This window comes from Stenotrophomonas sp. 10L48, from assembly GCF_056395105.1.
Genome location: NZ_JBFTIX010000011.1, coordinates 113,553 through 126,678, shown reverse-complemented (window position 1 = coordinate 126,678; position 13,126 = coordinate 113,553). Strand labels below are relative to the sequence as shown.

12 protein-coding genes are annotated in these 13,126 nt (G+C 68.3%); all 12 read right to left on the bottom strand.

What is annotated here, in order from left to right; translation table 11 throughout:
* Positions 1-368: 368 nt before the first annotated feature.
* Positions 369-2,582 (bottom strand): type II secretion system secretin GspD, encoded by a 2,214-nt coding sequence (gene gspD, locus AC1DCU_RS17535; protein ID WP_099782787.1) that lies wholly within the window; start codon positions 2,580-2,582, stop codon positions 369-371.
* A gap of 9 nt (positions 2,583-2,591) precedes the next feature.
* Positions 2,592-3,380, bottom strand: coding sequence for a general secretion pathway protein GspN (locus tag AC1DCU_RS17530; protein ID WP_180831567.1), 789 nt, complete (start codon positions 3,378-3,380; stop codon positions 2,592-2,594).
* Positions 3,370-4,089 carry a type II secretion system protein GspM gene (gene gspM / locus AC1DCU_RS17525; protein WP_025876696.1) on the bottom strand — a complete coding sequence of 240 codons (720 nt, stop codon included), beginning with the start codon at positions 4,087-4,089 and terminating at the stop codon, positions 3,370-3,372. The genes AC1DCU_RS17530 and gspM overlap by 11 nt, the downstream gene beginning before the upstream one ends.
* Complete coding sequence (locus AC1DCU_RS17520; RefSeq protein ID WP_442252075.1) at positions 4,064-5,233, bottom strand: PilN domain-containing protein; 1,170 nt, start codon at positions 5,231-5,233, stop codon at positions 4,064-4,066. The genes gspM and AC1DCU_RS17520 overlap by 26 nt, the downstream gene beginning before the upstream one ends.
* Entirely contained in the window at positions 5,230-6,093 is an 864-nt protein-coding gene (locus AC1DCU_RS17515) for a type II secretion system minor pseudopilin (protein ID WP_025876700.1), read from the bottom strand. Before AC1DCU_RS17515 ends, AC1DCU_RS17520 begins: the two co-directional genes overlap by 4 nt.
* Positions 6,090-6,722: a type II secretion system protein J gene (locus AC1DCU_RS17510; RefSeq protein ID WP_032977169.1), complete on the bottom strand. Its 633-nt coding sequence runs from the start codon at positions 6,720-6,722 to the stop codon at positions 6,090-6,092. Before AC1DCU_RS17510 ends, AC1DCU_RS17515 begins: the two co-directional genes overlap by 4 nt.
* Positions 6,719-7,138: a type II secretion system protein XpsI gene (gene xpsI, locus AC1DCU_RS17505; protein WP_025876704.1), complete on the bottom strand. Its 420-nt coding sequence runs from the start codon at positions 7,136-7,138 to the stop codon at positions 6,719-6,721. Before xpsI ends, AC1DCU_RS17510 begins: the two co-directional genes overlap by 4 nt.
* Positions 7,135-7,629, bottom strand: coding sequence for a type II secretion system protein XpsH (gene xpsH, locus AC1DCU_RS17500; protein WP_025876706.1), 495 nt, complete (start codon positions 7,627-7,629; stop codon positions 7,135-7,137). Before xpsH ends, xpsI begins: the two co-directional genes overlap by 4 nt.
* A 6-nt stretch (positions 7,630-7,635) precedes the next feature.
* Positions 7,636-8,079, bottom strand: coding sequence for a type II secretion system major pseudopilin GspG (gspG, locus tag AC1DCU_RS17495; RefSeq protein ID WP_032951922.1), 444 nt, complete (start codon positions 8,077-8,079; stop codon positions 7,636-7,638).
* Positions 8,080-8,128: 49 nt separating this feature from the next.
* Positions 8,129-9,349 (bottom strand): type II secretion system protein XpsF, encoded by a 1,221-nt coding sequence (gene xpsF / locus AC1DCU_RS17490; protein WP_032977166.1) that lies wholly within the window; start codon positions 9,347-9,349, stop codon positions 8,129-8,131.
* Between the two features lie 24 nt (positions 9,350-9,373).
* On the bottom strand, positions 9,374-11,095 hold the full coding sequence (gene gspE / locus AC1DCU_RS17485) for a type II secretion system ATPase GspE (protein WP_025876711.1): 1,722 nt from the start codon (positions 11,093-11,095) through the stop codon (positions 9,374-9,376).
* Positions 11,096-11,230: 135 nt separating this feature from the next.
* Positions 11,231-13,117 carry a S8 family peptidase gene (locus tag AC1DCU_RS17480; protein ID WP_032977158.1) on the bottom strand — a complete coding sequence of 629 codons (1,887 nt, stop codon included), beginning with the start codon at positions 13,115-13,117 and terminating at the stop codon, positions 11,231-11,233.
* Between the last annotated feature and the right edge of the window lie 9 nt (positions 13,118-13,126).

Genomic DNA, 13,126 nt, shown 5'->3' with positions numbered 1-13,126 from the left:
GTGGCGGGGGACGCCGTGAATCCATCCCTGGAGGCTTGGCCGCGGCATCCATGCCGCGGACACCCCCGCCACCGGACCCACCCCGCCTTCGACAGTTCCCCGGTGGCCAGTAGATCCACGCCATGCGTGGATGAATCTTCATCGAAATCGAATATTTCGACATTGAGACGAGGAGCATCCACGCATGGCGTGGATCTACCGGTCACGACGTCGCGTCTGGGGCAGAGCCCCCTGAGTCAGGGGGCGGCCGCAAAGCGGCGGGGGTCTGGAAGCTGGTAAGCGGGGCCCACGGTTCGCGCAGCGAAGCGTGGGAGCGACAGCGCGCATGCGATGGCGTGTTACCCGGGCGCAGGCCTGCCCTCCCCCCCTTACTTCTTTGCGCGCGGCTGGTTCAGCGGTTCCATCGCGCGGAAGCGCTGGCTGTACTCGTCGGTCAGGGTGCGGGCTTCCTGGCCGTTGCGGACGATGGTCGGGGTCAGCAGCACGATCACTTCCGAACGACGGCTGGTGCGGCTCTTCTGGCCGAACAGCGCGCCCAGTACCGGAATCCGGCTCAGGCCGGGAATGCCGCTGCTGCCATCGGTGGCCGAATCGGTGATCAGGCCGGCCAGCATGATGGTGTCCCCGCTCTGCACCGCCGCCTCGGTGGCCAGCTTCTTGGTGGAGATGCGCGGATTGCAGTTGCGCTCCTGCGGATTGCAGTTCTCCGGCACGTCCGATGCGCTGCTGATCTCCTGCACGATATCCAGGAACACCGTACCGTCACGGGTTACGCGCGGGCGCACCTTGAGGATCACGCCGGTGTCGATGTACTGCACCGAGCTGTAGCTGCTGGTGCCGATGCCGGTGTTGACCGTGGTGGTGTTGATCGGCACCTTGTCGCCCACGTTGAGGGTGGCTTCGGCGTTGTTGCGCACGAACACCGAGGGCGTCTGCAGCAGGCGCACGTCGGTGACCTTGTCCAGCGCACTGACCACGGCTGCACCGTTGTGCCCGGTGAACGCCCAGCCGGCGCCATCGGTGCCGGTCACCGCACCGGCGAAGGTGTTCCAGGAGCCGCCGGCCGCTGCTGGCAGGGTCAACCCGGACAGCGCGCCGGTCAGCGCGCGCCCCGCCACGGCATTGTCGAAGAACCAGTTGACGCCGTACTTCAGGTCGCCGGTCAGCCCGACTTCGGCCACCTGTGCTTCGATGTGTACCTGCAGCGGCATCACGTCCAGCTTTTCGATCACCTCGCGGATCGAGCGCCAGGCCTGCGGTGTCGAACGCACCAGCAGCGTGTTGGTTTCCTCCACCGCCGATACGCCGACACGATCGCCTTCCACTTCCAGGCTGATGCTGACGTTGCCCGACTGGCGCTGCGGCAGGTTCAGGCTGCCGGCGCTGCTGCCACTACCACTGCTGCTGCCGCTACCGACCTGGTTGTTGAAACTGCTGCTGTTGCCCGCGTCCATACCGCGGTCGCCCTCGCTGCCCAGCTGCGACGGAATGGCACCCGGCGCCAGCGATGCCGAGCCGGAGCCGCCGCGGTTGCCGCTGCTGGCAAAGGCTTCGCTGAGGCGTTCGGCCAGGTCGCGTGCCTTGATGTATCGCAGTTCATGCGAGAACAGGCGCGCGCTGCCGCCGGCGGTATCGATGCGGTCCAGCCACTGCTGGATCTGGTCCAGGTAGCGCACCTGCGGGGTGATCACCAGCACTGCATTGGCGTTTTCCAGCGGCAGGAAACGGAACATGCCGGCGCTGGGCGTCTTGCTCTCTTCGCCGAAGACCTTCTCCAGATCCGCCGCGACCTGCTCGGCCTTGCCGGACTGGATCGGGAATACACCCACCGACATGCCCGAAAGCCAGTCGACGTCGAAGATCTCGACGGTATGCAGGTAGTTCTCCAGTTCCGCACGCGTACCGCCGAGGGTGATCACGTTGCGGCCGCTGTCGACGTTGACGATGGCATTGGGCCGCGCATAGGGCTCCAGCACCTTCTTCATCTCGGTGGCGGAAATGAACTGCAGCGGCACCACGCGCACTTCAAAACCGCGTGCGCTGGAGGCCGGCGCGGTGCTCGGCGCCACGGTGCCGGCCAGTGCCTGGTCGGCGGCGACGATGTTGTAGCGGCCACCGCTGTAGACCATGCGGGCGTTGTTCCAGCCCAGCACCATCTCCAGCAGGTTCAGTGCCTGTGCCGGCGATACCGGCTTGGGCGTGGCCAGCGTCACCGTGCCCTGCACCCCCGGGGCGATCACGTAGTTCTGGCCGAGCATGTCCCCGAGGATGGCCTTGACCACCGCGTGCACCGACTCGCCTTCAAAGTTGAAGGTCGCCTCACCGGAGCTGGCCGCATGCAGCGCGGGCGACGGCTTGCGTGCGGCTTCGCGGTTGATCATGGTGCCGGTGCCACGGCGGATCACCGCCTGCGGCGCCCCCTGGGCTTGATCGGCCGCTTCGGTCTGCGCATCGACGGCAGCCTGGCCGGCACTGGCCGAGGGCTGCAGGTTGCCGTTGCGTTGCACATGCGGGGCCGACACGGTGCTGCAGCCGACCAGCAGCGTCAGGGCGAAGGACCAGGGAAGAAAACGCAGATTCATGCATTCACTCTATCGGTTGGTGCCATCGCCCGGGGGCGGCGACGGTTGTTGCTGCTGTTGCTGCAGCTGACGGCGGCGGGCCTGGATGCGTTCGCGGATGGCCTGCATCTGCGCTTCGCTGGGACCGTTGGTGTTTGCAGGGGGTGCGGCGGCCGCGGCCGGTGCAGGCGAGGCGGGAGCCACGTTGCCATCGGCGGCACGGGGGGGGGGCAGCGTCTGGCTGGGCGTTGGCTGCGGTGGCGGCGGCGGAACCACCGCGCCAGGCACAGGCGGTGTGCCAGTGGCTCCGCGCAGCGCGGTCGGCGCTTCACCGCCCTGGCCATTGAACACGGCCAGTTCCAGCACCTGGCTGCCACTGGAGCCGATCACCGTGGCCTGGCGCGGTTCCAATGCCACCAGCTGCCAGCCATCGACTGCATCGCCGTTGAGGCGCAGGCGCAGCGACCGGCCCTGCTCGGTGGTGAAGGTGGCCATGCTGAAGTCGCCGGTCATCAGCACGCCGGTCAGGCGCAGTGCCGGACTGGCGGCGGCTTCACTGCCCCCCAGCAGGTACGGGCGCGGCTTGCGGTCTTCGGCGAACAGGGGCCGTTCGCTGATCACGCTGTAGCTGTCTGCGCCGGCCATGCGTTCGGGCGCCAGCACGGGCAGCGCCGGCAGCGCGGCCTGCGCGTCGCCCTCCGCACTGACCGTGGGCAGCTGGCTGCCAAGACCGAAGCCGGTGGCCAGCCAGAGCGCTGCGGCCCATCCGGCCACCGCCAGCAACAGCCCGGTGCGCAGGCTGATCTGCTCAAGCTTCATCGGCCACCTCCTGCGCATCGGTGGCAGGCTGCTCCGCCGGTGACGGCACAGGTGCCGGCGGCGACACCGCCGGCGCCGCTGCAGGCGGCGTGGCCACGGGTGCTGTCGAGGGATCGGCAGCAGCCGCCGGCAACAGGTAGCCGGCCAGCTCGAAGGACACGTCCAGGCCGAGGCCGGATTCGTTGGGCGATTGCTGGAAGCGCTGTGCGATCAGGTTGAGGTTGTCCACGAACAGGCGCGGGCTGCCGGTCTCCAGGCTGTGCAGCACGGTGGCCAGTTCGGCCACGCCACAGCGCAGGCGCACCTGCATGGCCACGCGCACGAACGCAGCATCGCGACGGTTGTCGCTCAACGGCGTGCGGTTGCTGATGGTGCAGCTGCGGTTGCCCGGGCTGGCCATCGCCACCGCATCCTGCAGGCGTGCGCCGAGCGCGGCCGCGGCGGCCTCGGCGGTGGCTTCCTGCAGGAACCCCGGGCGCTGCTGCAGGGCGTCGCGGGTTGCGCGCAGCCGCTGTTCGATCTGCGGCTGCTGCTGCAGCTGCGCCTGCACGCGCTGCTGGCGCTCGCGCAGGGCGGCGGCATCGGCATCGATGGCGCGCAGCGGCTGGGTGAACCACGGGTGCACCAGCAGCAGGTAGGCCAGGCCCAGCACTGCCAACAGCAGTGCCAGTGCCAGCCAGCGGTCACGGCGTGCGCTTGGCATCGGCATTGGCCGCCTCCGTGGTTGCAGTCGGGGCGGGTGCCGGCGCCGCTGCCGCCGAAGGCAATGGCTGCAGCTCGGCGGTCAGGGTGAAGCGGTCGCGGCCACTGGCGGCACCGTCAGCCTGCAGCACGCCGGTAAGGTTGACCTTGCGCCACTGCGGCGCGTCCTGCAGCAGCGTGACCAGCTGCGATGCTTCGCTGCTGAGGCCGATCAACTGCAGGCTGTTGTTCTCGATCGCCAGTTTTTCCAGGTAGGTGCCATCGGGCAGGCGTCGGGTCAGCTCGTTCCAGACTTCGACGGTACTGGCGCGCTGGTTGCGCTGTGTTTCCAGGAACGCCGCTCCATCCAGCAGCGCCTGCAGCTGGCTGCGTTCGCTGGCCACGCCACGTGCACTGCGGGCGCTGCGCTCGACGTCTGCGCGCAGCGCATCGACGGCGTCACGACGGTTGTCCAGCAACTGCATCGCCGCCAGCACCAGCATCACCAGCGCAGCCATGGCAAGCAGCAGGTTCCAGCGCCGCATCGGGTCCGGTCGCTGCTGACGCTGCGCGGGCGGCAGCAGGTTGACCTGCAGCGCGCGGCCCTGGGCATCGATCGCATCGACACCGGCCAGCACGTCGGCCCACGCTCCGATCTGCGCGCGCCAGTCATCCAGCTGGCGCAGCGGCCAGGCCACCAGCTCCACCTGCAGCAGGCCTTCGCCGGCACTGCCCAGCTCACGGATGTCATAGCTGACCTGGCTGGCTTCGAACGGTGTCTGCCGGTCGATCTCGTAGCCGACCACCGCACGCAGGCGGTCAGCGGCTGCGGCAGGAAGACGCAGATTCCGCCGCAGGACCTGCCCGGCCGGCAGCAGCCACACCCGTGGCAGGCTGCGCAGGCGCGGCTCCAGCACGCGGTCCAGGTCCACCGGTTGCAGCGGCCAAGGCAGGCGGGCCACGGGCTCGAGACCGTCGCCGGTTTCACGCCAGACCTGTAGTTGCCCGTCCTCGCACTGCAGCAGCAGGCGGGTCTGCGACCAGCCCAGCGCCCATTGCCAACGCATCGGCACCCAGGCCAGCAACGACTGCCGCCACCAGCGCAGGAAACGGCCGGCACCGGGGCCGATCTGGCCCTGCACCTGCCGCAGACTGTCCTGCCACGCCGTCATCTTGCTGCCATTCCCTGCTCCCAGCGAAGCACTGTGTAGGTCCGGCCGGGCACCCCGCCCGATCCGTTGCGCACCACCGCCTGCAGCACTGACAGGCGTCCGCTGCCGTCAGTGGCGCGGGACTCGATACTATAGGTGCCACTGCCGCTGGCAAGCGCTGATGCACCCGCAGCGTTATCTCCGTCACGCTCCTGCTGGGCGCGTTGCGCCAGCAGTTGTTCCGCATCCAGGCCCAATGCCGTCAACACCGGTCCACTGGCGAAACGTGGATCCGGGCGCGCCTGCCTGCTGTAGAGCGTCAGGTGCGGCAGCATCGCGGCATACAGCGACCCGCGCATCCCCAGCACCCGCTGCAGTTCGCCCAGGGTTTCAAAGCGCTTGTTGCGCGGGCCATAGGGCAGGCCTGCGGCGGCGTACTCCGGCGCCTCGGCACCGCCACCGGGCTGCAGCAGGCTGTCTTCGTCGCGCCAGTCGATGATCGCACCGGCCAGCTGCCTGGCGCTTTCTGCCGGCTCGCCCAGTGCCTGCATGAATGCGGACAGCAGGGCCGCATCGGCCAGGTTGAGGTTGATCTTGCCGTTCTCGTCCAACACCCGGATCTCGATGCGGGCGTCGTCGAACTGCCAGCGATAGGCGCGGCCATCAGCCTGCCACGGCGGACGCTGCGGGTCCGGCTGCAGCCGCAGCAACGCGTATTCCAGGCCGGCGCGGGCGCGCTCCTGGCCGCGTGCGTCGTCACCGAGCACCCGCTGCTGCAGGTGTTCGACCCGTGCGCTGAGCGCAAAGGCGCCGACCAGCGCGGTCATCAGCGCGATCAACCACAGCACCAGGACCAGCGCGGCACCACGTGGACGCTTCATCGCGCACCTCCGCTGCCACCGGCCCGCAGTGACACCACCAGCGGCGGCCACGGCGTGCCCCTGGCCGGCACGATCTGTACTTCCACCAGCAATGGCAGGCGTCGGGTGTCCTCCCAGCGTGGCAACCATTCGGTCAGCTGCCCGTTGCTGGCGTCGACACCGCGGTAGCGCAGCCTTACGTCCTTCAACTCCTCCGCCAGCACTTCGGGCGGGCGCGGCGGGTTCTCTTCGATGCGCTCGCCTTCCTGCAGCAGCACCAGCCCCAGCAGCAAGCGGCGGTGGCCGGCTGCGCCATCCACCTGCAGCGCATGCAGGTAAGGGCCGCCACGACCGAGATAGCCCGGCAGGTCGGCAACGAACTGCATGCCCTGATCGTCACCCTGGAAGAACACCGGTTCGCGGGTGGGATCGGGCACTTCCAGCGGGCTGCGCAGGGCACTGGCGAGCTGCCGCCGCAGCAGGGCCTGCACTGCGCGCATGCGTTCGCTCTGCGCGGCAATCTGCTCGCCGCGCTGGCTGATCGCCATCGCCGAGCGCACGCTGGCGAACGCCAGCGCCAGGCCGCCTGCCAGCAGCACCGTGGCCAGCATCACTTCGACCAGGGTGAAGCCGCGTGCGCGGCGCCTCATCGCGCATTCTCCAGCGCGGGCGGCAACAGACGCAGGCTGCGCCAGCGCAACTGCTCGCGTTCACTGTCGCCCCAACGCACCTGCAGCTGCAGTTCCGCCAGCCAGGGTGCGCCCGGCGACTGCGCAGCGGGCAGCGCACCACTGCGCGGCTCGGCCCAGGGCTGCACCTGCAGCTGCCAGTGATAACGCCCCTGCTCCCACTCGCCCTGCTGGCTGCCGGCCTGCAGCGGTGCTTCCACCCCGGCGGCGGCCAGCAACGACTGCGCGTGCAGCACCGCGCGCGTGCGCAGCTCGGCGTCGCGCACCTGCCGCGCGCCGCCGGACAGGCTGCCCAGCAACAGCGTCAGCGCCAGCCCGAGCAAGGCGAAGGCAACGATCACTTCCAGCAGGGTAAAACCACGGGCGCGCGACCTCATTGCGCCCGCCACGGTCCGGAACGGACTTCACCGGTCAACCAGCCGACATCGATGCGCCACTCGGCGCTCTCCAGCTGCAGGCGGATGCGGCCGCCACTGGAGCCGCCGTCGGGATGGAATTCGATCACGCCCTGGCCGGGCGCGGTGGCCAACTGCGCGGCACCTTCGAACTGCACCTTCAGCTTGGCCGGCACTTCACCGTGGCGCTGGCTGGCGCCCTGCCAACGATGCTGCGCCGGCTCGATCACGAAGCGCTGCGGTTCGCCGCGGGCAATGGCCTGCGCGCGCACCATGCGCAGCTGGTTGGCGATGTCCTTGCCGGCACTGCGCAGCTGCATGCCGGCAAAGCCGCGCGACATGCCAGCGGCGGTGATCAGGCCGATGGCCGCGATCAACGCGATCACCAGCAGCATTTCCAGCAGCGACAGGCCCGCCGCGCGCCTGCCGTGCAGGCGCGGGCGTGACACCCGGCGCGGCAGGAAAAGCAGCATGCGTGCTTACGGCTGGTAGCGGATGTCAGCGTCGACGCTGCTGCCGCCGGCCTTGCCGTCCTTGCCCAGGCTGATCAGTTCATACGCCTGGCCCTCGCCCGGTGCGCGGTACTCCAGCGCGTGGCCCCACGGGTCGTTGAGGTCGGCAGGCTTGGCATACGGGCCCAGCCAGCCACCGACGCCGGCCGGTGCGGTCACCAGGTCGTTGAGCGAGGCGGGCAGCTTGCCGGTGTCGATCTGGTAGTTGTCGACCTTGGAGGCAACGGTCTGCACCTGCGCCTTGGCGATGTTGGCCTTGCCTCGATCGGCGCCGCCGAGCACGCGGCTGGCGACCAGGGTCAGCACCGCGCCGATCAGCACGATGACGATGATGATCTCCAGCAGGCTCATGCCCGACTGGTGGCGTGCGGCGGTGAAGGAAAGGCGGATCGGTCGACGGGAAGCAATCATGGTCGGTCCTTTCAGGTACGGGATGTCGGGGTTGCGAAGGAGGCCATCGTCAGCCGATGGCGTTGGTAAGGTCGTACAACGGCACCAGCACGGCCACGATCACCGCGCCGACCACCGAGGCCAGCACCAGGGTGATCGCCGGCACCATCGCCGCCAGCAGGCGGTCGATGCGGCGGGCGCTGTCCTGTTCGAAGGTATCAGCAGCTTTCAGCAGCATGGTATCGAGCGCGCCGGACTCCTCGCCGACCTGGATCATCTGCAGCGCCAGCCGGGGAAAACGCTTGCCGCGCGACAACGCCAGCGACAGGCCGGTGCCGTTCTTGACCTCGTCGGCGGCGGTCTCCAGGTCTGCGGCAAGCGCGCGGTTGCCGAGCACGTTGCGGGCGATGCCCAGCGCCCCCAGCAGCGGCACGCCGTTGCGCAGCAGTGTCCCCAGGGTGCGCGCCAGCCGCGCGGTTTCCAGCTCGCCCAGCAGGCGGCCGATGCCCCGGCGCTGCAGCAGCCAGCCATCCAGCGCCAGACGGAACGCGGGCTGCCGCACCTTGCGTTCGAACAACAGCAGCAGCACGCCCGGCACCACCAGCAGCAGCACCCACCAGTCGCGCACGAACAGGCCCAGCTGCAGCACCATGTTGGTGAACCATGGCAGCGCCACGTCCAGGCTTTCGTACATCTGTGCGAACTGCGGCACCACGTAGCCCAGCAGGAACAGCAGCGCACCACCCACCACCACCAGCAGGATCGCCGGGTAGACCAGGGCGTTGATCACCTTGCCCTGCAGCGCACGGCTGCGTTCGAGGTAGTCGGCCAGGCGTTGCAGTGTGTCGTGCAGGCTGCCACCGGCTTCGCCGGCGCGCACCATGTTCACGTATAGACGCGAGAACAGGCCGTGCTGGCGTTCCAGCGCAGTCGACAGCGGCGCGCCACCACGCACCACGTCGCGGATGTCAGTGATCGCGCGGCGCGAGCGCTCGTCTTCGGGCAGGCTGAGCAGGATCGACAGCGCGCGGTCCAGCGGCTGCCCGGCACCGAGCAGGGTGGCCAGCTGCTGGGTGAACTGCAGCAATGCCGCGCCCTGCAGCGGACGCTGGCGGAACAGGCCGCGCAGGCTGCTGCCGCCAACCGCCCCCCCGTCGGCCAGCTGCGTCTCCATCGGCAGATGGCCCTGGTCCTGCAGGCGCGCGACCAGCTCGGCCTCGCTGGCCGCTTCCATCTGTCCGTCGAACACTTCACCGTGTGGGTTCAGTGCCTTGTAACGGTAGTTCGGCATGTCAGCGTCGTCCCTGCACGCGCATCAGCCTTCCTCGGTCACGCGCAGGACTTCCTCGAGGGTCGTCTGCCCGCTCAGGGCCTTGCTCAGGCCATCCTCGTACATGGTGCGCATGCCGGCTTCGCGGGCGATGCGCTCGATCTCGCCCATGCCATCGCGACGCATCACCGCACGGCGCAGCGCGTCGTTCATCACCAGGAATTCCATGATGGTGGTGCGCCCCAGGTAGCCGGTCGGCGCCAGCGCCGAAGGCTTCGGGCGATAAAGGTAGATCGTTCCATCCGGTTGCAGGCGGCGCAGGTCGAAGCGTTCGATCTCTTCCGGCGAGGCTTCGTAGCGTTCGGCGTGGGTCGGCTCCAGCCGGCGCACCAGGCGCTGGGCCAGGATGCCGTTGATGGTGGAGGTGAGCAGATAATCTTCCACGCCCATGTCGAGCAGGCGGGTGATGCCGCCTGCGGCATTGTTGGTGTGCAGCGTGGACAGCACCAGGTGGCCGGTCAACGCTGACTGGATCGCGATGCGCGCGGTTTCCAGGTCGCGCATTTCGCCGATCATGATGATGTCCGGATCCTGGCGCACGATGCTGCGCAGCGCATTGGCGAAATCCAGCCCGATCTGTGGCTTGGCCTGGATCTGGTTGATGCCTTCGATCTGGTACTCGACCGGATCTTCAACGGTGATGATCTTGACGTCGGCGGTGTTGAGCTGGCTCAGCGCGGTGTACAGCGTGGTGGTCTTGCCCGACCCGGTGGGGCCGGTCACCAGCAGGATGCCGTGCGGCTGTTCAAGCACCTTGCGGAACTGCGGCAGGAAGGCATCGGTGAAGCCCAGCCGATGGAAGTCGAACACCACCGTCTCGCGATCAAGCAGGCGCATCACCACGCTTTCGCCGTGCGCGGTGGGCACCGTGCTGACACGCAGGTCCAGTTCCTTGCCCTGCACGCGCAGCATGATGCGGCCATCCTGCGGCAGGCGGCGCTCGGCGATGTTGAGACGGGCCATGATCTTGATGCGGCTGATCACCGCCGCGGTCAGGTTGGCCGGCGGGCTCTCGCCTTCGACCAGCACGCCATCGACGCGGTAACGCACCTTCAGCCGATTTTCGAACGGCTCTACGTGGATGTCCGACGCGCGCAGTTCGACCGCGCGCTGGATCACCAGGTTGACCAGGCGGATCACCGGCGCTTCGGAAGCGAGATCGCGCAGGTGCTCGATATCGTCCACTGCGCCGCCCTCGCCATCGGCGGTTTCCACGATCGCGCCCATCGCACTGCGGCCCTGGCCGAACCAGCGCTCGACCAGATCATCGATCTCCGCGCGCATGCCCAGCAGCGGCGTGACCGGTACACCCAGTGCCAATTGCACGGCCTGCTGCGGGTAAGGATCGTGGGCGTCGGCCAACCACAGCTGCACGCCGTGTTCATCCAGCGCCAGCGGGCACACGTGGAATTGCTTGAGGAAGCGCAGCGACAGCGGCAGGCCTTCGGCCAGCGCCTGCGGTGGCGATTCAGGCAGCTGCCGTCCTTCCAGCAGCGGCAGGCCCAGCACATCGGCGCTGGCCTGCGCCTGGTCACGTTCGGACACCAGCCCAAGCCGTACCAGCAGCCCAAGCAGGCTGCCACCGGACTCGGCATGCAGCGGCCGCGCACGTGCCAGATCTCCTTCCTTGAGCCGACCACGTGCCAGCAGCGCATCGAGGATGCGGCCTTCAGTGTCGTCGATGGCGGTGGCAGCGAGCGCGTTCACGTGACTCTCCTGTCGATCGTCCCGACTTTAGCAGTTAAGCCGTGGTTTCCACCCTCTCCGGTTCTTCTTTCGTAAAAAGACGAGGCCCGTCACACAGGTGACGGGCCCCGCTTATTCATTTACGACAGTCGGTTATTACTGGGTCGCCAGGATGCTCACCCCGCTGTAAGCGGCCTCACCCACCACCTTGATGTAGTAGGTACCGGCCACCGGCTTGGCCACGCGCACGGTTTCGGTATTGCCCGGGCGGGTCGACTTGGCATCGTTGTCGGTCGCGGTGGGCACGCGGCCCTGCGCCAGGTACACCGACACGTTGCCGCTGCCGCCGTAGGTCAGCACGCTCAGCGTCTTGCCGGCGGCCGCTTCGAAGGTATAGACGGTTTCGCTGGCGGCCGCACCGGCCAGCCCGCCCACGGTCACCTTGTTGGTCAGCGGAATGCCTTCCGGCTCGCAGTTCTCGGTGCACGGCTCCTTCAGCGCAGCATCCAGTGCGGCCTTGGCATCGAGGATGCCGGTACCGATCGGGGTGGCCGCCGGGATGGTCACCGGGAACTTGCGCGCCGACTGCTTGAGCAGGGTTTCCAGCGCGGCCGGGGCCAGCGGCTCCTTGCCCTTGGCGATCAGCGCGCTCTGCACCATGGCAGCCACCGCGGCAACGTGCGGCGAGGACATCGAGGTACCGCCCTTGCCCATCAGCACCCACTCACCGGCGTCCGGGGTGGTTTCCGAACTGGAACCGACCTGCCAGATGTAGCCGTTCGGGTTGCCGTCGACACTGCCGCCACCGCCCGGGGCCGACAGGTCTACCGCGGTGCCGTAGTTGGAGTAATAGGTGATGCCACCGGTGACACGGGTCGCACCCACCGCCACCACGTTGTTGCAGCTGGCCGGACGGTACTTGGACGCGTTGTCGGTTTCGTTGCCGGCCGCGACCACCACCAGGGTGCCGCGCGACACGGCGCCGTTGATCGCGTCCTGGTAGGCGGCATCGCAGGCGCCACCACCACCCAGGCTCATGTTGATGATTTCCGCCGGATTGGTGTTGGCCGGAATGCCCGGCACGGTGCCGCCCGACGCCCAGGTGATGGCGTCGCTGATGTCGGCCAGGGTGCCGCCGCACTTGCCCAGCACGCGCACCGGCAACACCTTGGCCTTGTAGGCCAGGCCTGCCAGGGCACTGCCGTTGTTGGTCACCTCGGCAATGGTGCCGGCCACGTGCGTGCCGTGCCAGGAACTGCCTTCCGGTTCGGAACCGGTGTAGCACTCGTTGGCCGTTTCCACCCAGTCGCCGTAGTCGGTGGCACCCGGTGCGCGGCCATCGTTCGGGCGGCGCGAGGATTCCTTGTCACTGATGAAATCGTAGCCTTCCAGCAGGTTGCTGCCGAAATCCGGCACGCCCGGCAGGATGCCGGTATCGAGCACGGCGACCACGATGCCCTCGCCCTGCGAGAGATCCCACGCGGCCGGTGCATTCACACCACCGGTGGCGTTGAAGAAGTTCCACTGGTACTGCGCGTAGTTGGGATCGTTGGGCACCAGTGCCGGCTGCGCATTGGTGGCACGCAGGTCCGAGCGCTGCAGGCGCACGTTGGCCACCGCGTACTGCACCGACGGATCGGCATTCAGTTCAGCCAGTACCTTCTGCATGTCGGCCGAGCCCAGCCGGGACTTCAGGCGGATCAGGTCGCCACCGGTACCGAGCTTGCGCTCCACCAGCGGGGAAAGTGCCGCAGCACGGCTGGTGGTGCCGCTGCTGACGATGGCACGCGACAGTGCCGACTGCACGACCGAGAGCTTGGTCGAACGATCGCTGGCGGCCGCGGTGCCGTTGCGGTACTTCACGATGATGCCGTCCACGCTCTGCTGGGCAGTGCTGGCCACGCGCGCCGGTTCCTTGGCCACGCCCGGCTTGGCCGCATGCGCCGCACCGACGCCGACAGTCAGCGACAACACGGCGGCAGCCAGCACATTGATGCGAAGGGTCTGCTTCTTGGTCACGTTCGAAATCCTCTTCAAGGTCATGGTTGAGCT